The sequence below is a fragment of the Pseudomonas sp. Z2-11 genome, from assembly GCF_054161305.1.
In genome coordinates, this window is the sequence record NZ_CP096395.1 from 2,987,298 (window position 1) to 3,011,501 (window position 24,204).

Below are 24,204 nucleotides of genomic sequence, written 5' to 3' on the forward strand. Positions count from 1 at the left end.
GCGCTCCTGCTGTCAGATCAGTCCTTTGGTGGTGAACTTGCCCGAGTCGGTTTTCGGCAAGGCCTTGAGGAATGCCCACTGGGCCGGGACCATGTGCCAGTCCAGATGCGCCTTGCAGTGATCGAGCAATGCCTGTTCGCTGGTCTGGCGATGATCGGCATCAAGCACGATGCAAGCCTTGGGCACGTGCCCGGCCGACTCGTCGGCAACCGGAACCACGAGGACCTCGGCGACCGCTGGATGCGCGGCCAGGCACTGCTCGATTTCTCGCGGATTGACGTTCCAGATATTGCGCGCGAAGACGTCGTCCTTGCGGGCGACGTAGTAGAGGTAGCCTTCGGCGTCCTGCTTGAACAGGTCCCCGGTGCGATACAGCCGTGAATGGCCGAAGGCATCATGGACAAAGGCGCTGGCATTCGCTTCGGGCATGTTCCAGTACTCGAGCATCAGGTAGTCGCTGGTCACCAGCAACTCGCCTGTTTGTCCAGGCTGCTCGATACGCTGGCCCTGTTCGTCTACCAGGTACACGCTGACTCCCGGCAAAGGCTTACCCACCGAGGTCGGTCGTTGGTCGATTTCTTCGGGCGGCAGGTAGCTCACGCGCTTGCACTCGGTGAGCCCGTAGTTGGAAAAAATCCGCACCGCGGGCAGGGCTTCGCGGATCCGCTGGATATGACGACTGTAGAGGGCTTGCCCGCTGCTGGAGATGTAGCGCAAGCCAGGCACGCGCGCCTGCCAGTGCGGGCCCGTATTGGCCAGCAGGAAGAACACCGGGGGAAACACATGCATTGCCGTGGCCCCCTCGCGTTCGACCACCGCGAGCACCTCTTCGGCGCTGCTGGCCGGCCGGCTCTCGATGACACTGGTGGCCCCGGCATACAGCGGCATCATCACGTTGTACACCCCATAGTCGGATGCCAGCGTGGAATAGCTGAGGACACGATCATCGGGGCTGATTTGCAAATACGCAGTAACCCGGCTACAGGCCGCCAACATGATGCGGTGATTGACGAGCACGCCTTTCGGATTGAAGGATGACCCCGAGGTATAAAAGATCGAGGTGGGGCGTCCAGGGTCAGCGGGCAACGGAGAGGAGGGCGCGGGCGTCTTTCCTCCGAGCGCAGCGACGGCATCGGCAAGCTGCATGACCTTGGGCACCGCAACCTGGGCTGGAACGGTAAGCAGGACCAGTTCCAGGCCAGCCTCGTCAATCAGGCCAGGCAAGTCATCCGTGCAGTCGGTGATCAGTACCCGGGCGCCCGAGTGCTTGAGCTGGTGGATCAGCTTGGTACGACTCAAGGTGTGATGCGTCGCTGCGCTGATCACTCCAGCCTGCAGCAGGCCCAGATAACCTGCGATCAAATCGACGGAAATGGGCGCGTACAGGCCCACCCGGTCACCGGGAGCAATGCCGAGCAGGGGGAGCACCGAGGCAATGTCATCCGCGCGTTGCTGCAGTTGCTGATAGGAAGTCGCTTGCCCGTCGAGGATGATGGCTGGCTTGGACGGGTATTTTCTTGCGTTGCTGGCGATAACCTGATGGAAAAGCTGCATGGCTCAATATCCTTTTCAAGCTGAATGTCGCAAAGTCATTTACGTTTTCGCGCACACACCGAGACGTAGGTGCCTTGCCAGGTATAGGGAGCTATAGGCAAGTTTGCCGAATCGCTTAATGGCCAACTTTGCTTATCAAAGAAATGCCGCGACGCATAAATGTCGAAATCACCCAGCCAGGCATCAAATAACCCTTCGCTGTCCTGGACAGACAAGCCCGCTTCCTTGTCCCAGATGAAGGGTTCTCCGCTCGCTTGAAAGTACCGCGACAGGTCCGATAACAGATCAAGGAAAATATATCCACCAGGCTTTACCGCACCGATTATCTTGGCCATTACCGTCTGAAGTTCATCTTTATTGAAGAAATGCAGAACTTCGGAACAGACAAGTACGTCGTAACCTTCACGCAACGGCTCGTACGTCAGAATGTCAGCCTGCTGGAAATTCAGATCCTTTAGCCAGGGATTGAGCTTGCGACTCTGTACCGTGCTGTCGACCATGTCCACGCCGCTCAGGCTATAGCCCTTGCGCGCCAGGGCGGTAAGGTTGCGACCGTCTCCGCAGCCGAGCTCAAGGGCATCGCCGGGGCCGTCAGGCAGGGTGGATAAAAACTGTTTGAACTCTTCGCGTAGTTCACCAAATAAAGCACCGTTGTTACAGGCACTGTATTCGCTGTCATACCATTCCTTCAGAACCGAACTGTCTACTATTTTCATGGCTATCCTCTGCCGACGACGATGGGCATTGCACAACAGTCCCTACAGCGCCAAGGCGCCAAATAGAGCAATTAGTTGGGAAGCGAGGAACCGAAGGAGGGTGACGGGATAACCGATGGAACTGTACTGAGGAAAACCATCATGAACTCCATTTGATTATTGTTATGGCATCCGCGCCAAATGATGATTGAAGCTGAACCGTAGCGGAGGGAAATATTTCATCGGCTCCATTAGCCTGTCAAGGCGATTCCAGGAATTGGATCCAAGATTTTTGTCACCGTCGAGTGACATAGCTGAGTATCTGTAGGCAATTGCTTATTGCTGGAACATGAACATTTATTCAGGCGGACTCAACACGCCGCGAATCAACGCGGCGAACGCTTCAATCACTTCATCCTGAGCATGTCGCCCCCGCACCAGGGCGCCGGCAAGTGCTTCCCCCGCACCGACCAGACCGGTGCAGCAGCGCTCAAGTTCTGCGCTTGCCAACGTCGCGTGAGGCGCAAGTACGCTCACGAACATCCGTACGCAGTTGTCGAGCAGTTCCTGGAAAACCGCCGCCTTCTCTTCACTGCCCGCCAGGGCCGCGCCGACCGCATGGAACTCATCGGTGTTGTCTGCTGCGCACTGAATATAGGCGCTGGCAAGGACCTGAGCGGTTTCCTCCGGGCTTCGCGCAGTCCTGCTCATGGCCTCGCGAAAAGCGCGGACCCGCTCGGTATCAATCCATTTGTACAGCTCGATCAACAGCGCCGAGCGGGTAGCGAAATGATCGTACACCACCGGTTTGGACACGCCCGCGCGGACGGCCAGGCGGCCGAGGGTCAAGCTGTCGGCGTTTTCCTCGCGCACGATCAATAACGCAGTGTCCAACAGCTGCCGGCGCCGTTCGGCTTTCGAGAGTCGGCGGGAAGGGGAGTTGCCTGTAGCGGTTTTAATGGGTTTCTGCACGGTGGCGCATCCAGATCAATAAAACCTACCAATGGTAGGTGACAAGGCGTGTGAGCGTGATAGTTTACCTACTAACAGTAGGTTTTAGTCCAAAAACGAGGAGAACTCACGATGTCACTTGATCCTATCTTGTTCATGGGCGGTTCCGGCGCCATTGGTCACCAGACTGCCCGAGCGCTGCGCGCCGCTCATCCCGACGTACCGCTGTTGATCGGCGGCCGTGACCTTGCCAAGGCCCGGCAGGCCGCCGAGCGAATCGGCGGGGCGCAGGGCGTGGTGATCGATTCCATTGCGGACGATCTGGGACTTGGCGCTCGCCCGGTCAGTGGGGTTGTGGTCTTTTATATGGACCACGCGATGGCAGGATTGGGCTATGCACAAAAGCGCGGGGTGCCGCACCTCAGCATTTCTTCCGGCATTTTCGAGATCGCGCCGGAAATCGCCACGTACATGCACACGCCCGATGCTTCGCCCATAGTCCTGGGCTACGAATGGATGGCGGGCGCGACGACGGTGGCTACATTGAGCTGTGCCCAGGCGTTCAGCCGAGTCCAGGAGATCAGCATCAACGCGCTGGTCGATGAACAGGACACCGGCGGACCGACCGTCGCCAGCGATTTCGAACACCTGAACAAAATGTTGCCCGCCGCGCTGACGCGACGCGACGGGGTGTTCGTCTGGCGCGAAGGCGAGGACTCCAAGGTCAGCTTCCACGCTGTGGATGGTACGCAGATCGACGCCTCAGGCTTTTCGTCCATTGATGTGGTCGGCCTGGCCACCGCCACGGGTGCGCCTGATGTCCAGTTCAACATTGGCCTCGGGGTGAGCTCAACCCGACGCCAGGGCAAGCCGATGTCCACCGAGATCATCATCGAGCTCGCTGGCGAAGACCTCAAGGGCAAACCGCTGCGCACCCGTCATGCCGTCGTCCACCCGGCAGGCACTGCGCCGCTGACCGGCCTCAGTGTCGCCATGCTGCTGGAGCGTTTGCTCGGTCTGGACGGTCAACCAGCGACGCCGCCAGGGCTTTATTTCCCTTATCAACTGCTGGACGCCAGCGCGTATCTGCGGCGTCTGGAGCAGGAGGGGGGTGAGCTTCGTCAGCTGCAATGATGTGGCTTGATCAGCATGCCTCCCGGGGTCACGGGGTAATTTTCAAGAATCTTTGTTGCCGCAACACCGGTGCATTGGTTGGAAAGAGCACTTCATCCGGCCGAAAGCGGGCGAGGCCGCAGGCGGCGGCCACGCGTTGGCGTTGCTGGCCCCGGACGAGTGCTTGCTCAAAGCTGCGTTCGCTGTGGGCCAGCCCTAGCATATAACGAGTCCCAACCTGGAATTGTCCGCCATTGGCCTGCCACCAGGCTTCGATTGCCGACGGGGCGGGCCAGGGCAGGTTTTCATCGGGGTCCATGGCGACATTCGAGTCCTCAGGGTCATCGTTCGGCCCTGCCGCGAAGTCCGGTGAGCTGCGCAACTCCAGGTCGAGCAGCGCCAGGTCGGCGCCGGTGATCAGGCTGAAAGCTTCGCCAGCGACCCGGGCGTAAGGCAGGTCGTTCATCTGCTGGATCAACCACGGGATGCTGACCGGATCGCCCAGCAGTCCCAGGGCCTGGATGCCCAAACGCCTGTCCCTGGGATCCTGAACGCACTGGCGTATCCAGGCGATGCTGGGTTCGCGGTCCTGCCAGGCCAACAATACGCAGAGCGCGCGATACTGAAACTCGCCCGGTTGCTCGGCAAATTGACGCAGAGGCTCGAGGGCCTGCTGGTCGCCCATCTGGGCGGTGGCCCAATTGGCCCAGAAGCGTGTGGTCGCATCCTCATGCAGACGGTGGGCGCGAATTTCCGACAGCAGGTCCCGACGTCGCAGCTCGCCAGCCGTGCGCGCGGCACGCGCCAGCACGCTTGGGTCAGCCTCGCAAAGCCCGGCAAGCAGGGCCGGGCCAGGATCGCGGCGATGCATGCCGCAGGCGGCCAGGCCGAGGCGACGGAACAGCGGCTCCGGAGCGGCGAGCATGCGCTCGATCCAGGGCGAGAGCCGCTCCCAGTCCAGCCACCCCAGGGCCATCAGATAACCACGCTCGGTTTCTACCGCACTGCGCAGATGCTCGCTGAGCCGCGACAGCACCTTGGCCTCGGCCGCCTCGAAGGCCAGCACCACACTGGCGAACATCTCGCCGACAGCGTCGGGGCCGAGCTGGGCCAGCAGAATCTCCAGGCCGGTTGGCCCGGCGATACGCAAGCCATCGAGGTGAGCGTCGATGCGCTCCTCCAGTTTGCCCAGGTCGTCGAGGTCATAGTGGGGGGCGCGTAATGCGTAGTCGCGCAGGATGGCGAGGAAGGCGGCTTCCTCTACGTGCAGGTCAAGGACGACGGGCAATGTCTTCATCATGCGTCGCCGCCGAGGCTTGGGCGGGTCGGGTCAGTCAATTTGCAGGCACCGTTTCCAGTTTGTACCGTCGAACTCCATCACGTCCTTGGGCCCGATGGACCACATGATCCCGTCGGCTGCACTCAGGTGATAACAGGTGCGCGGTGCGTCATCGCCGAAATCGACGGGAATGAGCTGGCCATCTTCCAGGCGATAGACGAAATGGGTGGAGGACACGTACAACTGACCGCCGAAATACTCCATGCCCCAGAGGTCTTCCCGGGTGCTTTCGTGATCGATCACTTCCCATTGGTCATTGCGCCCACGCAGCAAGGTCCCGAGTTGGCCGCAGGCATAGGCAAAACCGTCTGACGCACAGCGAACCTTGTAGAGCGCCAGGTTGGTCGGGCTGTTCCGTTGGGTGAAAACGGAGCCGTCGTATTCCCAGATTTCGCCTTCCCAACCGACGGTATAAATTTCCTGCTCGCTGAACCCGTCGATGGATTCGAAGCTGGTGTCGGTGATGGGCGTGTCGCCCGCCTGGGCGCTCTGGTCGATGCAACGCCACTGGTCGTCGCCGTCGCGAACGTAGGCTTGGCGACAGGTGCCCACGGCGTAGGCGCGGCCTTTGGCGATGCCACGGATTTCGCGCAGAGGGCCGCGTTTTTTGGGGTCGACGCCGCAGTTTGCGATGGCCTCTTCGTTTATAGTTCCGCCGCCGCTGGCTTCTACCGAACCATCGGTTCCCAGCGCCAGATATCGTTCGGCTGGTGCATGACAGACCGTTCCAGAACAGGCAAGCCAGGGCACTGTACCAGCGCCCCACTTCCCTCGATACAAAGTGAACAGTATCGAGCCTGTGTAGCCCTCACTGATGGAAGCGTCGTTCGTGGTCACCAGGTAACCGAGGTCCAAGTGTCGGACGACCCCAGTGCCAATGCTCAGTCCGCTGAAGCGTGGATCACGAGTGTCCATGTTGATCTCCTGATTAACTTAGATGCTGACACGATCATCGAACATCTCGCGTATAGCCTTGTCGCGTTCATGCTGGTCGCTTGTCATCGACGCCCTGGCATTGATCGGTTTCTCATCGCCAGGGTCCTTTGCCTTGTCGTGGTATTTGTTCAACTGCGCTTCCAGGCATTCCTGGGAGCAGTCGGAGTCCGGAAAGGTTTTTTTGGCCGCCTTGGCCCCCGTCTCCGTGGCTTTTGCCCTTGGCCATTCACCTTTTGCATCAGCTTCCTGTAAAGCCACTACCCCACGTCGGGTATGCATCTGACCATGGGTTGCAGTGGTCTGGTTGGGGCCCTCTACGCACATGACCGGAGCCTTGTCGGTCTGGTACTTGCTCCAGCCAGCTTTTGTCGGGTGCTGGTTTCTGGGTTGGCCCGCAAAGGCCGGCCCTTCGGTAAAGGATGCCGAATCGATCAGGTGATCTCCGGTTTGTCCCGGGCAACATCTATTGGGCCTGTACGGGGCGAGAAAACAGCGCAGTGCCTTTTGGCAAGGATCAGCGTTTATGGTCCTGGCCAACGATGAGTACTCGCTCAAGACGCCGGTATGGGCAGCGAGATAAGCCGGATCAGCTTGAAACCCGTCGCCCGCCGTTTTCTTCGCGCTGTTGCGGTCCTTTAGAGCGTTTTTCAGTTTGTCGGTATCCGGGCAGACCACTTTCTTATCGGTATCACAAGCATCATTCACCCGCTTTTTTTCTCCCTCGCATTGGGCCAGGCCCTCGGCCAGTGCCATACGATCGGAATAAGGCCAAGGCACCGTATTCCCAGGCTGAGAAGCATGATTATGGGTAGTCAGGTCCATATGCCGAACAACATTCTTGCCTTCATACTTCACATCCATCGACCAGGACGTGAAATACACCTTGCCCTTGTTCCGGCTGGTGACGATGCCTTTTTTGGGCGCATTTCCAGCCTCGTCTCCATAACTGGTCTTGAAGAAGCTCTTGTCCTTGAGCATCACTTCCTTGCCGCTGATCTTCACCGTTCGACTGCCCTTGGTCGTGTCCTTGGCCATGCCGGTGTTGGGATAGGGGATGGGCACGCCGAGCGGGGTCGGCGGGGCCTGCGGGGGGGTGAAGCAGACATCCGGGAAACAGGCGATCGACTTGCCGTCGGCCGCCTTGCAGGAAACTTCCATGTTGTTGGCAAAGACTTCGTTGGCCATCAGGCAGCCCTCACAATCCGGTAGCTGAGCAGTGCGGCCGCGCGCTCGCCGGCGTCGTTGCCCAGGTGGCAGAAAATATTCGGCCCTTCGCCGTAGCCCTTGCGACTGGCAGCCAGGGCCACGGCGAGCATTGCCGGGCCAATGGCCGCACCGACTTCGCCGATGCAATCCGCCGGATGCCAGAGATGGAAGAACTCCTTGCGTACCCGCAGGCTGCGACTCAGGGCCAGGGAAGCCTCCTTGAAGTAGTACTGTTCGCCGGAAATATCCGTCAGGCGATAATCCATCTGCTCCAGGCCGCAGCCGGCTTCGTTCAGCGCTGCGCGTACAGCCTGGGTCAGGCCTTCGGCGCGCAGCGGCAGGTCTTCGGATTCCACGGTGGCCTGTTCCAGGCCGAAACCCAGGCCGATGCAGGTTAACTGCGGCGTTTCGCTGGCGACCGGGGCGGCCAGCACCACGGCAGCGGCGCCTTCGCCGGGAATGAAACCGTTGGAGTTCTGGCTGGTGAGCAGGCGCTCGCGTGCTTCGAAGGCGGTCAACGTCGCCCCTGCCAGAAAGGAATCGACGCCGGCAACCAGTACGTGGCGACGACCGCCCTGGTAGATCAGCGTGCGCGCATCGAGCAGGGCCACGGCAGCACTGACCCGTCCCCGGGCAATGACGCTGGAGTCAGGATGAAAGCGCAGCCCCAGCTCTGTCTCGATGGCCTGCAACAGTCCCTTATCCAGGTCGCTCAGGCGTCCGGGACGCTCGGCTTCCGCCACGCACAGCAACAGCGGAGTCTTTTCCGGATCGACCCCTGGGGTGCTCTGCAATGCCTCGGCGATGGCGCGAACGGCCATCTTGATCAGCTTGGTGTGGCCGCGCCAGGGCTGTTCCAAAGGTACGCTGGCGCCAATGATCCATTCGCCGCCGCGGTCGATGAAGCGGGTTTCCTGGAAGTTGTCGATGGCGCAGCGGATCGCCGCGCAGCTGGCCGGTGCGCTGAGGCCAACAGCGCTGACCATCCCCGAACCGATGATGCACAGAGCACTCATCAATCGGTTTCCTCGGGGGCACGCTTGGCTTTGACCAGGGCACCCAGCGACGGGTAGTACTCCTTGCCCAATTCACGGGCGCGCCACCAAGCCGTGGACATCGTCCCGACCAGCGCTTGGGCAATCTCGAAGATGTTGCGCCGTAGCGGCCGGGAAATCCGCCAGGTCAGTTGCACCTGGCGGGCGTCAGTGTCAATCAGCAAGGTGTCGATCACCGCCGAGACCGTTTCATGGCCGCCTTTTTTCATAAAAAAAGTCACCGGCACAGCCATTTCGGGAATGCGAAAGCCTGCCCGCTCTTGGGACGTTAGGTTCAGCAACAACACCTCTTCGCCGCCGCGCAGGTAATCGGTTTGCTGGTCTTCAGGCGCTGCCTGGTAATAGCGGTTGTCGAAATCCCCAGGCAGGAACGGAAAACAATCGGCCAGCCAGGCGTCGTCGTAAGTACCGGCGAAGCGCGCGCGTTGCGGCCAACTGCGCCCAATTGGCCCTAGGGCCATGGGGCGGAAATCGCCAGAAGGGCTGTCGATCGGCTTGCCCGGTTCCTCGGTGTTCGGCATCGGCCGACCGACGATGCCGGCGTCGTCGCAACTGTCTGGATACCAGCCGCAACCGCTCGGGTTGTCCTGGTAGCAATGACGCATGTCGGGGATGTTCTCCATGGCATGAGAACCGCCGAAAGCCTGGGCATAGGAAATAGCCTGCGTGGTGAAAGGTTGCGGTGAGCCGGCATGAATACCTGAGATTCCCAGTTGCCACTGCCGGGGACCGAACACTGAAAAAGCCTTGCTCACCCGACCGACACGAATACCGGCGGTCAACTGCGTCACCGGCCGACCACCCGGTGCATAAGCTTTTCCCGATACCAGCACGTCGCAGAATGGCTTGAAAGGCGCGAAGTCCATTTCCTCTCGTGGCGCGCTGAGGCCCGGCTCGCCGAAGAAAGTGTCAGCCATCAGCAGCGGTTGCTGGATGTCTGCGAGGGTCGCGGCACGCCCGTCCAGCGGTAGATCGAAAGTGCCCTTGGCCACGACGACCAGGGATTCGCGGCCGTCGCTCGCCATACCCAGGGTATAGGCAGCCTGCAGTTTGCTGGCGTTGAGCAGTTCCATTAGGCGACTTACCTGTCAGTTGATTTGCACCGAGCCGCCCTTGATGCGGTTGACCCCGCTGGAGCGGCTGGAAAGGTAGGTGCCCCGGATGATCACCTTGCCCGCGCGGGTCAGGGTGATGCTGGCCTTGCCGCAACGCAGGACGATCTCCTGTTTCGCGCTGAACTCCAGCCGCTCGCCATCGACGTGGGCGACCGTTGGCGTTGCGCTTGCCGGCAGGCGCTGGATGCGGCCGATCACCAGCGGCCGGGCCGGGTCACCGGCCTCGAACATCAGCGCGACCTGGGCGCCGATGTCGTCACGACAGAGCGCGGTGGTGGTGCGCGCGGCGAGGCCGGTTTCGCCGGGACAGCCGGGGAAGGCCACGACCGGAGCGTCCGGCGTGGGTACGTCCAGCAGCACGCCGATCACGACGCCATCCACGCGCGTCGGCGTGGCGGTGGAAGATACGGGGAGATGATATTCAACGGTCATGACGCCTGCTCCGTGGCTCAGTTCTGCAGAATTTTCTGGCCTTTGACGACCACATTCTTGTTGGCCTTGATGTTGATGGCGCCAGAGCCATCGATGGTGATGTTCTTGCCCTTGATGACGATGCTGCCGTCCTTCTTCATGGTGATGCTGGCGGCGCCGGTAGTCAGGCTGATCGAATCGCCGGCGTTGAGCACGAAATGCTTGCCCACATCCAGGCTGTCGTTCTGTTTGATCCCCGTGCTGCGGTTCTGGGCAACGTCGCGGGATTCGTTCTGGCCGATCCGGGTGCTCTGGTTGCCATTGATCTCGATCCCTTCGTTGCCCTGCACCGTTTCATTACGGTTGCCCGCGATGTCGATGGTCTCGTTGCCGCCGACGTCCTCGGTGCGGTTGCTGGCGATGCTGATTTTTTCGTTCGCGCCGACCTTTTCCGTGCGGTCCGCGCCGATGGTGATGGTCTCGTTGCTGCCGACCCGTTCAGTGCGATTGGCGCCGATGGTGATCTTTTCATTGCTGCCGACATCCTCGGTGCGGTCGACGCCGATGGAAATGGTTTCGTTATTGCCCACCGTTTCGGTACGGTCGTGTTTGACCTGCACGGTTTCATCGTTGTCGACGGTCTTGCTGCGATCATGGCCGACCCAATGGGTTTCGTCGTTCTCGACCTCGATGTCCTGGTTCTTCTCGGCGTGAATGAACAGCTGCTCCGCGCCTTTTTTGTCTTCCATGCGGATTTCGTTGAAGTTGGCCTGCGTGCCGTCCTTGCTCGATCGGCTTTTCACGCCGCTCTGGGTGGCGTTGGCCGGCAGTTGGTAAGGCACGGTCTGTTCAGCGTTGTAGACGCGGCCAGTGATGATCGGCCGGTCCGGGTCGCCTTCGAGGAAGCTGACGATGACTTCCTGGCCGATTCGAGGAATCTGCACCGAGCCCCAGTTCTTGCCGGCCCAGGCCTGTGAGACGCGAATCCAGCAGGAGCTGTTTTCGTTGGACTGATCATGGCGATCCCAATGGAAATGCACCTTGACCCGACCATACTGGTCGGTCCATATCTCCTCGCCACTGGGACCCACCACCACCGCGGTCTGTGGACCGCGGACAATCGGCATGACCGTGACGGGGAGGGGGCGAAACGCCTGGCTGGCATCCATGCAGTCCAACTCGCTGACGAACTGTTCAGCCTGCTCCTGTTGCCCGCTTTCGTAGGCTTCCTGGCGGATCTGGTAGCGTGCGACGACGATCAGGTATTCGCGGTTCTGGTCCGCGCGGTCATAACCGGTCAGCGTGAACAAATGGCCGGAACCCAGCCCGCGAGCGCGGCCACGTAACTGCACGCGCTCGAACTGGCTATGGATGGCTTCGATGCGGGTTCGCGCATAGTGATCGCCATCGTTGCTCTGGACGTACTCACCGGGGTAGTCGAAGAGCGGGTATTCGCCGTTGCTGTGGTTGCGCGGCACACTGGAGCGCACCTCAAGGCTGGCGCGCGGCCGCAGGAAGTCATAGTCGTTCAGCGCCAGCGAGCCGGGTTGCACTTCACGGGCCATCTGCCAATCGTAGAAATGGTCGCGCTCGCGCATCTGCCGATCGGGCGGATAGAAGGGCACCGACGCATAGTCCGCCGCCGTGGAGTGAGCGCCGTAGGCGTCGGCCAGCACCAGTACATGGCGAGACTTCTCATGGCGGAAGTAGTAATAGATGCCTTCCTGCTCCATCAGCCGACTGACGAAATCGAAGCTGGTCTCACGGTACTGCACGCAATATTCCCACTCGCGGTAGCTGCCGCTCAGGCTGTCTTCGAAGTCGGAGAAGCCGAGGTCGCGAAATACCTGCTTGATGATGTCCGGCACGGTCTTGTTCTGGAAGATCCGGCAATCCGAGGTGCGCGTGAGCAGCCAGAACCAGGGCCGGAGGCTGACGCGATACCCGGCGAACTGCCCGTGCCCGGTCAGCTGTCGGCAGGTGCTGACAATGCCGTGGAAATAACGTTTGCCTCCGTCATAGAGCTCGAGGGTCAGGCCCATCGGCTTGCCCAGCAACTGGTCGAACTTGATCGCCCGGTCTTCGGAAGTGAGGTCCAGCTCGTAATGGAACAACCGCCCCAGCTCTTCGCTGCCGTCCATACTTTGCAGCAGCAGGACATCGCCGCCGAGGGGACTGTCGACCTGCACCAACCGGTTGTTTTGCGTAATTGCCATTACGGCGTCCCCTGGCTCACGTGCGAGCGGCAGTCAGCCGTTCAGGAGGCTGGGCAGCGTCCTCAGCCAGGCAGGCAGAATGAAGGGGTGTGGCGCTTTGCTCACATAGTTCTACATACACCACAGGGGGGATCTCCATATCGGCCTTGAATCTATCCAGCCAAAGCGAACGCGCAATGGATCCTTTTACGCGAATTCATCCAAACCTCCACCGCATCGATAAGTGGAAGGCTATCCATTTAGTCTTATTGGTTATAGCAGCCATTCTGAATAACGCACATTGGACAGCTGTTCTATGCGTATGGCGAGTCGTGGCGTCGCGGCCACACCGAGCGCAAGCAAACTGTCGCTTCAGAAAAAGCGTTTATTTGGGCAGCGGCGAACCAGGTACGGGAGCAGGCGGTCGCTGGGGCTTGACCGACGTGCCAAAAGTGTTGCCCATGCGCACACCGGTGGCTGCCGGCGTCGCGAGGCCGACACTGTTCGGTGCGCGTTTGTCGACCGGCACATCCAGCCTGTCCTGTGCGTGTTGCGCAGCGGCCGCGGCTTCGGGGTCGTTGCCCATCTGGCGGCTCAGGCAGTTGTAATCCGGGGTCTTGTAACCGCCGACAGTCACCTCGATACAGGCCGGGGCTTCTTCGCCCTGGACCCCGGGCAAAGTCATCAGCAAGCCGATTCCGGCTGTCATGCTCATCCACTGTTTCATCGTTGACCTCCTGGCCCGCCACGGTGGTGGCTCATCGTTTCGGCACCAGTCTAGTGCCGCGCGCGGGATTTGTGTCGGGTGTCATACGACATTCATAAACACCCATCAGGATGACGTTTTTCAACGGATACGTCAGTCGTGCAGCAGGGCATAACCGGGGGCGGACGCAGGCGTGGATTGGCCAGGGCGCCCTTGGGGTGGCTGATGGTGGCCTGGTGTCTGCTGGCCGGGCCGGCCCAGGCGGTCGGCGTGGTGGACCTGGACATTGCGCCTCAGGAACTGGCCCCGGCGCTGGAGCAATTCAGTCGGGCCACAGGCATGGCGGTGCTGGTGGATCACGCCTTGTCGAACCGGCGCCAGACGATGGGCGTCCAGGGGCTGTTCACGCCTGCCCAAGGGCTGAGTGTGCTGCTCAGTGGCACCGGGCTTGCGGCACATTATGCCCGAGCGGATGCATTCACCTTGCAACCGGTACAGGTTCGCGAGGTGCCATTACCGCCCGGCGCCACGGCCGGCTTGAGCGACAGCAACTATGCGGCGACGATCCAGGCGGTCATCCAGCGCAACCTGTGCCGTTCGCCATTGACCCGGCCGGGCCGTTTTCGCGCGCTGCTGCAAGTGTGGATCGGACGTGACGGCGTGGTGCAGAACAGTCGGCTGGTCAGTTCCACGGGTGATGTATTGCGTGACAAGGCCTTGGTCAACAGTTTGCAGAACCTCAGGATCGACCGCCCGGCGCCCAGTTCGCTGCGCCAGCCGGTGACCCTGCTTTTGTTACCCGATTCATCAGGAAAAAGCATGGAATGCACAGCAGGGGAAGAGGTGTTCGGGCAATGAAAGACGCTGGCCGCAGCCCGATGGTCAAGCTGTTCCTCACCTCCTATGAGGATTTCAAGGTGCGCCTGCGCAGGCGCCTGGGGTCCGAGGAACTGGCCAACGATGTCCTGCATGAAACCTACCTGCGGGTCGACCGCATGGGCGACACGCCGGAGATCGTCCAGCCTAACGCCTACCTCTATCGCATGGCCCTGAACATTGCCGCCGACCGCCGGCAGTCCGATGCTCGTCTGCTCACCGGCAGCGAGATCGAAGAGCTGCTGCAAATCTGCGACGAAGCGCTGGACCCGGCTCGGGTGGTGGGTGGCCAGAAAGAGTTGCAGACCCTGCTTAAGGCCTTGTACGAGTTGCCGGCGCGGCGCCGCAGGATTTTCATTGCCGCGCGCCTGGAAGAGGCCCCGCACCTGGAGATATCACAGCGTTTCGGTATCTCCACGCGCATGGTGGAGAAGGAAATCAAGGCTGCGTTGGGGCATTGCGCCCTGCGCCTGGAAAGAAAAGTCATTCAGCGGTTCGGTCCCGGCGCGGGAAAACCGTCTTGAGAGTAGAGACCCGACCCATTCATGAGTGTGTGTGCGCTTGAACATCTTCAGCATCGCGTCCCCTGACGATACGCCCGAGGCCCGACTGGCCGGCGAGGCCCGTGACTGGTTGATCCTGCTGACCTCGGGACGCGCCACCGTCGCCGATGCCCGCGCCTTGCGCCAATGGTGCGGGCAGAGCGCCGAACATGCGCAGGCGTTCGAGCAGGCCAAGACGCTGTGGCATGGGCTGCGACCGGCCGCCGAAGCGGCGCATGGGCCTCGGCATTTTGGCCGTCGGGCGTTGCTCGGTGGCGCGCTGGCCGCCTCCGTGGGCTTCTTGCTGATCCGCGCCACGGTGCCGGGTGGCGTTTCCGGGCTCGCTGCGGACTACGTCACCGAAGTGGGCGAACAGCGCCGGGTCGAGCTGGGCGATGGCGTGAGCCTGGAACTTAATACCCAGACTCGCCTTAGCCGCCTCACGCTGGCCGAGGGCGGGCAGGGCCTGGAATTGCTCGCCGGCGAAGTCGAAGTGTCCGGCGGCACCGCGACGATCAACGTCCAGGCCGGCGCCGGCTGGATCAGCGCCGCGCGGGCCCGGTTCAATCTTCGCTACATCGACCAGAGCGTCTGCGCAACTTGCCTGGAAGGCGTCGTGCAAGTCCAAGTGCAGGGCCGAGAGTTTCGCCTCGAGCCGGGCATGCAATTGACCTACGACACTCGCCAGGTCGGCAGCCCACAGGCCGCCGATATATCCGCCGCCGTTGCCTGGCGCGAACAGGTGCTGGTGTTCAACGATGCGACCCTGGCCAGCGTCATCGACGAGATCAACCGTTATCGGCCTGGCATGTTGCTGTTACTCAACCGCGAGCTGGGCTTGCGCAAGGTCCAGGCCCGTTTCCGCCTCGATCAACTGGCTGGGGTGGCGCTGCTGATTCGCGATGCCTATGGCGCCAAGTGCACCGAGTTGCCGGGTGGGGTGGTGGTGTTGAGTTAATTCAGTGGTGCCTGGGCTGGCCTCTTCGCGAGCAGGCTCGCTCCCACATTTGGCACCGCGCTCGACTGCGGACTTGTAGGCACACTAACCTGTGGGAGCGAGCCTGCTCGCGAAGGCGGTGGCATGGTAGATGAAGACGTTGATTGTGCCGGCCTCTTCGCGAGCAGGCTCGCTCCCACAGTTAGATCGGGGTAAAGCTGAAGAGGCAGGCTGCCTACCAGCCCGCCTCGCTCTTGATCTTGATCTTGATCCTGATCTTGATCTTGATCTGAGACGCCCCGTTAACCACGCTGGCCGAACGCAGGCATTGCGCAGTGGGCAACCCGGCATGGATGCCGGGTTAGCCGCGCTGGGCCATGGATGGCCCTTCGCGGCGGCCCACGGAGCAATGCCGGAGTGAGGGCACACCGAGCCCAGGCGAGGTGCCGAGTGGTGGGGCAGAGCGTTTTTGGTTACTTTTGGCTGGTCCGGCTCCCGGCTCTTTCCAAAAGTGACCCGCCGTAAGGGCGGAACCCTAAGCAGCCGTTACCGCAGGAACGGATATGTACCCAGTCAACAAACCCCTCGCCGACCGTCAGGCCGCCATCGCGAGCAAGCTCGCTCCCAGATTATTGAAGGGCGAGCTACTCCAACGGCCCCAGCACCTGCCGATACTTCTCCGGTCCTTGCGGTGTCTGCCGGGTCAGGCTGATCTCGATGCCCGGCGGATCCTCCTGCCGGTTGCCGCTGAGTTTGCGCCAGCCCTTTTCCCTGTCCCAGAATCGCAGCCCCGCATCGCTGACCTCACTCAACACAGCCACGCCCGCACCCGGCGCCGGTAGAGGGTAGCGGCTGCGAGCCTGGCCCTGGGCGCGATAAAGCGTGTCGCCCTTGAGCCACCAGCGTACCCGTTGCAAGCCACCGCCCTGATCGGCGGCCTCACGGATAACGTCAAGGCGAAAACCCTGGCCTTCGGTGCTGCGCAGGGTGAGGGCGGGCGGGGCGGTCGAGGGCTCGTTGTCGATCCCTGGCTTGAGCGGTTCGCTCAACTCGACGCCAGCCCGCAGGGCCACATCGCGCTCCAGTTGGTTCAGCGCCCGGAGCAAGGCTTCGGTCTGCTCGGTGCTGGCCTGCAGGTGGCTGTCGGCGCGGGTCACGCTGTCCAGCCCGCGCCACGCGATCAGGCTGATCACCGCCATCAGCAGGATCGCCACCATCACTTCAAGCAAGGTGAAGCCCGTCTCCCGGCCGCTCATTGAACCAATACCCGACCGGCGGCGCTGCGTTGCACAGTGAAACTGTTCTGGCCGTCGGACAAGCGGATCTGTAGCGGCACGCCGATCCATTCGGCATTGAGCACCACGCGTTGCCGGGGTTCCACACGTACCTCCATGGACGGGCTCTGCCACCGTCGCGGGCGCAACTGCGGGTCTTCCTTGAATCGGTCCAGTCCCGCGCCCTGGTCCGGGCGGCGGCTGAAGCCGAAGCCCTTGGCGTCCCAGCGCCAGGTGATCGGTCGCCCGTCGGCGCGGGCTTCCGTCTGGGCCAGTTGCAGCAGCTGGGCCAGCCGTTCGGCATCCTGGCGCAGCAGCTTCGCCGGGTCCGGCTTGATGCTCAGGCTCACGGCCGCGCTGGCGATACCGACGATCACCAGCACCACCATCAATTCGATCAGGGTAAAACCGCGTTGCTTGCCGTGCATCCGGGCGCGCTCCTTTGCGTTGGTGATCATCGTGCACGCTGAAGATGATAAGGATGTGAAATAAAACGGAGAGAATTGACGCGTACGCTGGACGCTGGAATCAAACAAGGAGATCAGGACATGACGTTCACGGAACGAGTCTCCCCGGCGCATATCGTCCAGGCGCTGGGACTGGTGGCAGCGTTGGCCGGAGTGGCGACCTGGTCTTCTCTGCTGCTGACATCCGCCGAGTCGCGCACCCCGGACGTGGCCCCGCAACGCCTGGCCGAGCGTTCCGACAGTCCTGCGTTGCAGTGGTTTTCCAACCAACCGGCGGCGGTGGATATCAAGGTCAGCGGGGTGATGGCCGGCGCCCGCGGCGCGGTGGCGATCCTGAGTCTCAACGACGGACCACCGCGCAGTTTCCTGGCCGGCGAGCGGGTAGCCCAAGGGGTAAGGCTGGTAGCGATCGAGGCGCAGGCCGTGGTGATCGAACGCGGCGGCGAACAGACCCGGCTGGCACTGGCGCGGCTGCCGGATTCGGTGAGTTTGCCGTCGCTGCTCCGCTGAACTCTGTGGCGAGGGGATTTATCCCCGCTGGGCTGCGCAGCAGCCCCAAAATTGAATATCCACTCGGTTGTCGGCCTGAAAAGGGGCTGCTACGCAGCCCGACGGGGATAAATCCCCTCGCCACAAAAAGATCGTGTGCATCCGGTTATTTTCCCCGACCGAGCAGGGTCTCCAGCCGAGCCAAGGGCGGCGCCTCGCGGCTGCGGTCGGATACGCTCAGCTCGACCCGCAGCATCCGCCCGTTTTCCGCCGGGCGCAGGTTCTGCTCGCAGCGCAGCAGCAAGCGCCCCTGATCGCATTGAAAAACTTTCATCCCTGGCGTCGCGTGTCCCTCCAGACGCAATTGCGCCAATTGGCTGCGAGCCGTCAGCAAGGCGATGGACTTGTCTCGCAGCAAGCCGTTGCTCTGGGTCATCACCGCCGCCACGCGCACCGCGGCCGACATGGCCACGGCAATGATCGCCAGGGCCACCAGCACTTCGATGAGGGTGAAACCGGCTTGTGGGGCTGGGCGTGGCATCGGTCGGCTCGAGGGGGCGAAAGCAATACCCAAGCCTGAGCAATGTTCTTTACAGATTGACGACGCAAGCTCCTGAGCAATTTCAATATCGCTGACATATTTTCTTGCAACACTGCGCCTCGAATCGAATCCAGGAAGGACCGTCGAGATGCACAGCGCCCCTTGTTACGCCCGTTCCCGAGGCCCACGCGGGCAGCGGGGCTTCACCCTGATCGAGATCATGGTCGTGGTGGTCATCCTCGGCATTCTCGCGGCGATGGTAGTGCCCAAGGTTCTTGATCGACCTGACCAGGCCCGTGCCACGGCGGCGAAGCAGGACATCGGCGGGTTGATGCAGGCCTTGAAGCTGTATCGCCTCGATCACGGCAGCTACCCCAGCATGAACCAGGGCCTCAAGGTATTGGTGGAACGGCCGGCCGATGCCAAGAACAGCACCTGGCGTTCCTACCTGGACCGCTTGCCCAACGATCCGTGGGGCCGCCCCTACAACTACCTCAATCCTGGGGCGAACGGCGAGGTCGATATCTTTTCCCTCGGTGCCGACGGCCAGCCTGACGGCGACGGTGTGAACGCCGACATCGGCTCCTGGCAGTTATAAGGGCCGTGATGCGCACGAATTCGCCGACAGCGGCGAAGCAGCGCGGCATGGCGGTGATCAGTGCCTTGCTGATCGCTGCCGTGGTGGCCGTCATTGCCGGCGGCATGCTTACCCGCCAGACCCTGTTCACCCGCAGCCTGGAAGCCGAGCAGCTGCGCATCCAGGGCGCGGCGCGGTTGCAGGGCGGCCTGCAGGTGAGTCGCCAGTTGCTCTGGGAGGTTCGCCAGCGCGATCCCTTGACGCGCTTCGGCCAGCCTTGGGCGAAACCTATCCTGATGACGGGCTCCGGCCAGGTCGACACGCCATTCGAAGGGCAACTGGAGGATGAACAGGGCAAGTTCAACCTGCGCAATCTGGTGGTCGATGACCAAGTGGACCAGGAACAGCTGCGCGCCTTCGAGCGGCTGTGCGAGCAGTTGGGTGTCGCCGCCACGGTACGGGCGCGTATCGTCGAGCGGGTGATTGCTGGCTACCCGCGTCTGTTGAATCCGCCCCGGGCGGGCCAGGCGTCAACGAGCAGCACGTTCGACAGCGGCCGCAGTACCTCGCCGGACGCCTCCGACACGCTGGCGCCGACCCGGCCGATGCTGCGCACCTTGCAGGACCTGCTCAGCGTCAAGGGCGTCACCCCGGCACTGCTGGAAACGCTGGCCCCTTACGTCACGATCCTGCCGGCCAATACCTGGCTCAACGGCAACACCGCCAGCGCCGCGGTGCTCGCCGCCTACGTGCCGGGATTGTCGCTGCAACGCGCCCAGGCGCTGATCAATGAACGCGACGGTGGCCACTGGTTCATCAATCGCGGGGATTTCGTCAACCGCCTGCGCATGCCCGAACTGGACGTCAGCACCGTCAAGGTCGGCATCGCCAGCGACTGGTTCCGCCTGCGGGGCCAGGTGCGCAGCGGCCAACGGCGGGTCGAGCTGGATGCCTTGCTCCAATGCAGCCAGGACCGCTTGCCTCAGGTGATCTGGTCGCGGGTGGGTGTATGAGCCGTTTGCGCATTGCCCTGGCGCCGCTGGATCGCCTTGGCCTGGACAGCCCGGTGGCATTTGCCTGGCTGGACCGCCAAGGGCAGGTGCGTGATGCTGGTCTCAGCACACTGCGGGCGCTTGGCGAGGGCACGAAGAAGCAGGCGGTCGAATGTTTCCTGCATCCGCGTGACAGCTTGCTGACGCGCCTGGAGCTGCCGCCATTGTCTGCGGCGAAGACTACCGCCGCCGTGACCTGCGCGGCTCAGGCGCTGATGCTCGGTGCCACTGAACAGATGCAAGTGGCCCACGGCCCGCGGGATGCGGACGGGCAGGTAGCGGTCGCCTGGCTGGACCGTGCGTCGCTGAACATGTTGGGTCAGATCCTCCTGCAGGCCGGCCTCAAGTTGCGCGGCCTGTATCCGGCCGCCTACGCCTTGCCGGTGTTGTCGGAGCCAGTGGCGTGTATCGAAGACGGGCACTTGCTGGTGCGCCATGACTTGCAGCACGCGGTGGTCCAGCCGTTGCTGGAAGATGCGCTGGACGAGTGGCTTGTGGAAATGGGCAGCGGCCTGCATTGGGTGGGAGAGTCACCGCCGCAAGTGACGACTGACAGTTTGCCCGTCACCCAGCGCTGGAGCGGTGTCGCGCCGGGCTGGGGCCTGCATGCCGGGTTGACGCAGGGGCGTGCCGGGCGCGGCGGCTGGGGGCGGGCGGCGGGCATCTGCGCGCTGGCGGTGGCGGTGTGGGTGGTCGGGCTCAATCTTTATGCCAGCCGTGAAGCGGCCCAGGGGCAGCGGCTCAAGGCGCAGATGAGTCAACGGGTGAAGCAGGCGTTTCCTCAGTTGCCGGTGATTCTCAACCCCTTGCAGCAGGCCCGTCAGCAAATCGCCGCGCGCCAGAGCGGTTCGCTGGCGGAGCCTGGGCAGCGCTTCGCCAGCCTGGTAAGGCAGGCGGGCAGCGCCATGCCGTTCATGAGCGGCAATGTGCAGGAACTGGTGTTCGAAAACGCTGAGTTGCGCCTCAAGCTCGTCGCCGAAGCGCAGAAAGTCGCGGCCGGCGACGACTGGAAAATGCCCCTGGCGCAGGCCGGCATCGAGGTCGCGGCCATTGACCAGGGGTGGACGTTGCGCGTGGCTCCCGCCGGGCAGGAAGCGCAAGACAGCCCCGACGAAAACCAGGAAGCGAACGATGAATAAGCTGACCGCGGCACAGCTGAAGGCGCGTTGGCAAAATCTTCGCACGGCCTGGCAGGGCCTGGCCGCCCGCGAGCAACGTGCCGTGGCCCTGGCGGCGCTGGTGCTCGGTGGCGGCCTGGTCTGGCTGGCCTTGATCGAGCCGGCGTTGAAAACCATCGCTTATTGGCAGGCCGAAACCCCGAAGCTGCGCTCGCAGACCGAGGCCCTCGAAGTGCTGCTGCGCGACGTTGGCGGACCTGCCCGGGGTCAATCCCTTGAAGTCGCCCTGCGCCAGACCCTGGATGCCAGCGGCCTGGGCGAGCGCTACCAGTTACAACCGCCGGGCACGGCGGCGCCTGACGCGTGGCAACTCACTTTCACCGACGCGCCGGCGGACGGGGTGATCGATTGGCTGCTCGGCAGTCCAGCACAATTTTCCCTGGAAGTGATCGAGGCCCGCTTGCAGCGCACGGCCCCGGCCAGTTCCGACCCAACCCCCGGCACTCTGTCCGGAACCGTTCGCATGAACCACGCGTCAAGCGCTAAGGAAGCTTCATGAAGGGGTCCAGATACCCGCGACATTGGCGCAAGGCCGCGCCGCTGCTGTTGCTTGCTTTGGGCGCGTGCACCAGCACGCCGCCGGCCTCGCAGCCACCGTTGCTGGTGGACAGCGAACTGGGCATCCCGCTGGGCAGCACCCAGCGCAGCGGTGACGCGTTGCTGGACCGGCAACGGGCCCAGGCATCCAGTGAGCGGAAACCACCGGTGCGCCATCAGGTCGACCTGACCGCCCGCGCCCGTGCACCGCGCATCGATGCCCCTGCGAGCAATCCGTTGGGTGATCAACCGGTGACGCTGAATTTTGTCGAGGCCGATATCCAGGCGGTGGTGCGCGCCTTGTCGCGTTCCACCGGTCAACAGTTCCTGGTCGACCCACGAGTCAAAGGCAACCTGACCCTGGTCTCCGAAGGCCAGGTGCCGGCCCGCCAGGCCTATGAAATGCTGCTCGCGGCCTTGCGCATGCAGGGCTTCAGCGTGGTCGATGTCGGCGGCGTCGCCCAAGTGGTCCCGGAAGCCGATGCCAAGTTGCTGGGCGGGCCGATCTACAATGCCGACAAACCCGCCGGCAACGGCATGCTGACCCGCACCTTTCGCCTGCAATACGAGAACGCGGTGAACCTGATCCCGGTGTTGCGCCCGATCGTCTCACCGAACAACCCGATCAACGCGTACCCCGGCAACAACACGATTGTGGTGACCGATTACGCCGAGAACCTGTCGCGCGTCGCGCAGCTCATCGAGGGCATCGACACCCCGAGCGCCATCGATACCGATGTGGTGCCGATCCAGAACGGCATCGCCGTGGACATTGCCCAGATGGTTTCCGATCTGCTGGAGACCCAGGGCGGCGACCAGACGCAGAAGATCAATGTGATCGGGGACCCGCGCTCCAACTCCATCATCATCCGCGCCGGCAGTCCGGAGCGGACCGAGCTGGCGCGCAACCTGATCTACAAGCTCGACAACGCGCAGAACAACCCGAGCAACCTGCACGTGGTGTACCTGCGCAACGCCCAGGCCGCCAAACTCGCCCAGGCCCTGCGAGGTTTGCTCACCGGGGAGAGCGAAGGCGAGGGCAACGACAATTCGCGCTCGGTGCTCAGCAGCATGGGCGCCAGTACCAACGGCCAGAGCGGGCAGGGCAACGAAAGCGCAGCCAGCCCGGTGAGTAGCACCACCTCGGGCAGCGGCAGCGGCTATGGCCAAGGCAGCAGCGGGCAAACCTCCAGCACGACGCAGAGCGAGCAGAACACTGCCTTCAGCGCCGGTGGCGTGACCATCCAGGCCGATGCCACCACCAACACCTTGCTGATTTCCGCGCCGGACCCGCTGTATCGCAACCTGCGCGAGGTCATCGACCTGCTCGACCAGCGCCGCGCCCAGGTGGTGATCGAGAGCCTGATCGTCGAAGTAGGCGAGGACGATGCCAGCGAGTTCGGCGTGCAATGGCAGACCGGCAACCTCGGCGGCAGCGGCGTGATCGGCGGGGTCAACCTCGGCGGCACCGGGCTCAACCTCAACGGCAAGACCAGCATCGACGTGTTGCCCCAGGGCCTGAACCTGGGCCTGGTCAACGGCACCGTGGACATCCCCGGCATCGGCAAGATCCTCGACCTCAAGGTGCTGGCCCGGGCCTTGAAAAGCAAGGGCGGCACCAACGTCTTGTCGACGCCGAACCTGCTGACCCTGGACAACGAAGCGGCGAGCATCTTCGTCGGCCAGACCATCCCGTTTGTCAGTGGCAGCTACGTCACCGGTGGCGGCGGCACCAGTAACAACCCGTTCCAGACCGTCACCCGTGAGGAGGTCGGCCTGAAGCTCAACGTCCGGCCACAGATTTCCGAGGGCGGTACGGTCAAGCTCGACATCTACCAGGAGGTCAGCAGTGTCGACAACCGCGCCTCCAGCACCACCGGGATCGTCACCAACAAACGTGCGATCGACACCAGCATCCTGCTGGACGACGGGCAGATCATGGTCCTCGGCGGGCTGCTGCAGGACGGTTACAGCCAGAGCAATGATGCGGTGCCGTGGCTGTCGACGATCCCCGGCATTGGCGCGCTGTTTCGCAACGAGCGGCGCCAGGTCACCAAGACCAACCTGATGGTCTTCCTGCGGCCCTACATCATCCGCGACACGGCGGCGGGTCGCGGGATCACCCTGAACCGCTACGACTTCATGCGCCGCGCCCAAGGCCTGCTGCAACCGGAGCGCAGCTGGGCGCTGCCGGACGTGCAGGCGCCGCAACTGCCGGCCTCGGCCCGGGCGATTCCAGGCGCCACGCCCGCCGGGTTGCAAACGCCGAGGGCGGTGATCAAGGCGGTGCCTGCAACGGAGCCGGTCGGACGATGAATACCGTGGCGAGGGAGCTTGCTCCCGCTGGGTCGGTCCGACGTCTCGGGCGAAGCAGCCCCACTCAGGTTCAACACCTTCTGCCTGAACCACCGCGGCGCTGGGTTTTGGGGCTGCTGCGCAGCCCAGCGGGAGCAAGCTC

The 24,204-nt window shown here is 62.7% G+C and carries 24 protein-coding genes; 10 read left to right on the forward strand and 14 right to left on the reverse strand.

What is annotated here, in order from left to right; translation table 11 throughout:
* Positions 1–12: 12 nt before the first annotated feature.
* From M1E16_RS13265 to M1E16_RS13275, 3 genes are all read right to left on the reverse strand, one after another.
* A complete protein-coding gene (locus M1E16_RS13265; RefSeq protein ID WP_458130201.1) occupies positions 13–1,554 on the reverse strand; it encodes a class I adenylate-forming enzyme family protein in 1,542 nt (513 codons plus the stop codon).
* A 35-nt stretch (positions 1,555–1,589) separates the two neighbouring features.
* Entirely contained in the window at positions 1,590–2,270 is a 681-nt protein-coding gene (locus M1E16_RS13270; RefSeq protein ID WP_458130202.1) for a class I SAM-dependent methyltransferase, read from the reverse strand.
* A gap of 336 nt (positions 2,271–2,606) precedes the next feature.
* A complete protein-coding gene (locus tag M1E16_RS13275) occupies positions 2,607–3,221 on the reverse strand; it encodes a TetR/AcrR family transcriptional regulator (RefSeq protein WP_434674402.1) in 615 nt (204 codons plus the stop codon).
* A 111-nt stretch (positions 3,222–3,332) separates the two neighbouring features.
* Between M1E16_RS13275 and M1E16_RS13280 the strand changes: the two genes are divergently transcribed.
* Positions 3,333–4,334 (forward strand): NAD(P)-dependent oxidoreductase, encoded by a 1,002-nt coding sequence (locus tag M1E16_RS13280; protein ID WP_458130203.1) that lies wholly within the window; start codon positions 3,333–3,335, stop codon positions 4,332–4,334.
* 28 nt (positions 4,335–4,362) lie between these two features.
* Here M1E16_RS13280 and M1E16_RS13285 read toward each other — a convergent pair whose 3' ends face one another.
* The 8 genes from M1E16_RS13285 to M1E16_RS13320 form a co-directional block, all read right to left on the reverse strand.
* The gene (locus M1E16_RS13285; RefSeq protein WP_458130325.1) at positions 4,363–5,610 is read right to left on the reverse strand and encodes a TIGR02270 family protein; all 1,248 of its coding nucleotides are present in this window, start codon (positions 5,608–5,610) and stop codon (positions 4,363–4,365) included.
* Positions 5,611–5,643: 33 nt separating this feature from the next.
* Complete coding sequence (locus tag M1E16_RS13290) at positions 5,644–6,567, reverse strand: hypothetical protein (RefSeq protein ID WP_458130204.1); 924 nt, start codon at positions 6,565–6,567, stop codon at positions 5,644–5,646.
* A gap of 18 nt (positions 6,568–6,585) precedes the next feature.
* Entirely contained in the window at positions 6,586–7,773 is a 1,188-nt protein-coding gene (locus tag M1E16_RS13295) for a PAAR-like domain-containing protein (RefSeq protein WP_458130205.1), read from the reverse strand.
* A complete protein-coding gene (locus tag M1E16_RS13300; RefSeq protein WP_458130206.1) occupies positions 7,773–8,813 on the reverse strand; it encodes a hypothetical protein in 1,041 nt (346 codons plus the stop codon). The genes M1E16_RS13295 and M1E16_RS13300 overlap by 1 nt, the downstream gene beginning before the upstream one ends.
* Complete coding sequence (locus tag M1E16_RS13305) at positions 8,810–9,922, reverse strand: DUF2169 family type VI secretion system accessory protein (protein WP_458130207.1); 1,113 nt, start codon at positions 9,920–9,922, stop codon at positions 8,810–8,812. Before M1E16_RS13305 ends, M1E16_RS13300 begins: the two co-directional genes overlap by 4 nt.
* 15 nt (positions 9,923–9,937) lie before the next feature.
* On the reverse strand, positions 9,938–10,396 hold the full coding sequence (locus tag M1E16_RS13310) for a DUF6484 domain-containing protein (protein WP_434658023.1): 459 nt from the start codon (positions 10,394–10,396) through the stop codon (positions 9,938–9,940).
* Positions 10,397–10,413: 17 nt separating this feature from the next.
* On the reverse strand, positions 10,414–12,591 hold the full coding sequence (locus tag M1E16_RS13315) for a type VI secretion system Vgr family protein (protein WP_434623690.1): 2,178 nt from the start codon (positions 12,589–12,591) through the stop codon (positions 10,414–10,416).
* 364 nt (positions 12,592–12,955) lie between these two features.
* On the reverse strand, positions 12,956–13,297 hold the full coding sequence (locus tag M1E16_RS13320; RefSeq protein ID WP_458130208.1) for a hypothetical protein: 342 nt from the start codon (positions 13,295–13,297) through the stop codon (positions 12,956–12,958).
* 204 nt (positions 13,298–13,501) lie between these two features.
* Here M1E16_RS13320 and M1E16_RS13325 point away from each other — a divergent pair, with 204 nt between their 5' ends.
* The 3 genes from M1E16_RS13325 to M1E16_RS13335 are packed head-to-tail and all read left to right on the forward strand — an operon-like array spanning position 13,502 to position 15,652.
* Positions 13,502–14,134, forward strand: coding sequence for a TonB C-terminal domain-containing protein (locus M1E16_RS13325; protein WP_458130209.1), 633 nt, complete (start codon positions 13,502–13,504; stop codon positions 14,132–14,134).
* Positions 14,131–14,676: a sigma-70 family RNA polymerase sigma factor gene (locus M1E16_RS13330; protein ID WP_434600743.1), complete on the forward strand. Its 546-nt coding sequence runs from the start codon at positions 14,131–14,133 to the stop codon at positions 14,674–14,676. The genes M1E16_RS13325 and M1E16_RS13330 overlap by 4 nt, the downstream gene beginning before the upstream one ends.
* A 37-nt stretch (positions 14,677–14,713) precedes the next feature.
* Positions 14,714–15,652 (forward strand): FecR family protein, encoded by a 939-nt coding sequence (locus M1E16_RS13335; protein ID WP_458130326.1) that lies wholly within the window; start codon positions 14,714–14,716, stop codon positions 15,650–15,652.
* Positions 15,653–16,275: 623 nt separating this feature from the next.
* Here M1E16_RS13335 and M1E16_RS13340 read toward each other — a convergent pair.
* Both M1E16_RS13340 and gspH read right to left on the reverse strand, forming a co-directional pair.
* On the reverse strand, positions 16,276–16,887 hold the full coding sequence (locus M1E16_RS13340; RefSeq protein WP_458130210.1) for a type II secretion system protein GspJ: 612 nt from the start codon (positions 16,885–16,887) through the stop codon (positions 16,276–16,278).
* Complete coding sequence (gene gspH / locus M1E16_RS13345) at positions 16,884–17,333, reverse strand: type II secretion system minor pseudopilin GspH (protein ID WP_434697981.1); 450 nt, start codon at positions 17,331–17,333, stop codon at positions 16,884–16,886. The genes M1E16_RS13340 and gspH overlap by 4 nt, the downstream gene beginning before the upstream one ends.
* 120 nt (positions 17,334–17,453) lie before the next feature.
* Between gspH and M1E16_RS13350 the strand changes: the two genes are divergently transcribed.
* Positions 17,454–17,882 (forward strand): type II secretion system protein N, encoded by a 429-nt coding sequence (locus M1E16_RS13350; protein ID WP_305501117.1) that lies wholly within the window; start codon positions 17,454–17,456, stop codon positions 17,880–17,882.
* 145 nt (positions 17,883–18,027) lie between these two features.
* Here the strand turns inward: M1E16_RS13350 and gspI are convergent, their stop codons facing one another.
* Positions 18,028–18,402 (reverse strand): type II secretion system minor pseudopilin GspI, encoded by a 375-nt coding sequence (gene gspI, locus M1E16_RS13355; RefSeq protein ID WP_458130211.1) that lies wholly within the window; start codon positions 18,400–18,402, stop codon positions 18,028–18,030.
* Positions 18,403–18,550: 148 nt separating this feature from the next.
* Between gspI and gspG the strand changes: the two genes are divergently transcribed.
* Genes gspG through gspD form a run of 5 tightly spaced genes read left to right on the forward strand, consistent with a single transcriptional unit; the run spans position 18,551 to position 24,062 of the window.
* A complete protein-coding gene (gene gspG / locus M1E16_RS13360; protein ID WP_434697732.1) occupies positions 18,551–19,000 on the forward strand; it encodes a type II secretion system major pseudopilin GspG in 450 nt (149 codons plus the stop codon).
* Positions 19,001–19,008: 8 nt separating this feature from the next.
* The gene (gene gspK / locus M1E16_RS13365; RefSeq protein ID WP_458130212.1) at positions 19,009–19,992 is read left to right on the forward strand and encodes a type II secretion system minor pseudopilin GspK; all 984 of its coding nucleotides are present in this window, start codon (positions 19,009–19,011) and stop codon (positions 19,990–19,992) included.
* Positions 19,989–21,170, forward strand: a complete 1,182-nt coding sequence (gene gspL, locus M1E16_RS13370; protein WP_458130213.1) for a type II secretion system protein GspL — start codon at positions 19,989–19,991, stop codon at positions 21,168–21,170. The genes gspK and gspL overlap by 4 nt, the downstream gene beginning before the upstream one ends.
* Positions 21,163–21,708, forward strand: a complete 546-nt coding sequence (gspM, locus tag M1E16_RS13375; protein ID WP_434697729.1) for a type II secretion system protein GspM — start codon at positions 21,163–21,165, stop codon at positions 21,706–21,708. The genes gspL and gspM overlap by 8 nt, the downstream gene beginning before the upstream one ends.
* On the forward strand, positions 21,705–24,062 hold the full coding sequence (gene gspD / locus M1E16_RS13380; protein ID WP_434697728.1) for a type II secretion system secretin GspD: 2,358 nt from the start codon (positions 21,705–21,707) through the stop codon (positions 24,060–24,062). The genes gspM and gspD overlap by 4 nt, the downstream gene beginning before the upstream one ends.
* The last annotated feature ends 142 nt before the right edge of the window (positions 24,063–24,204 follow it).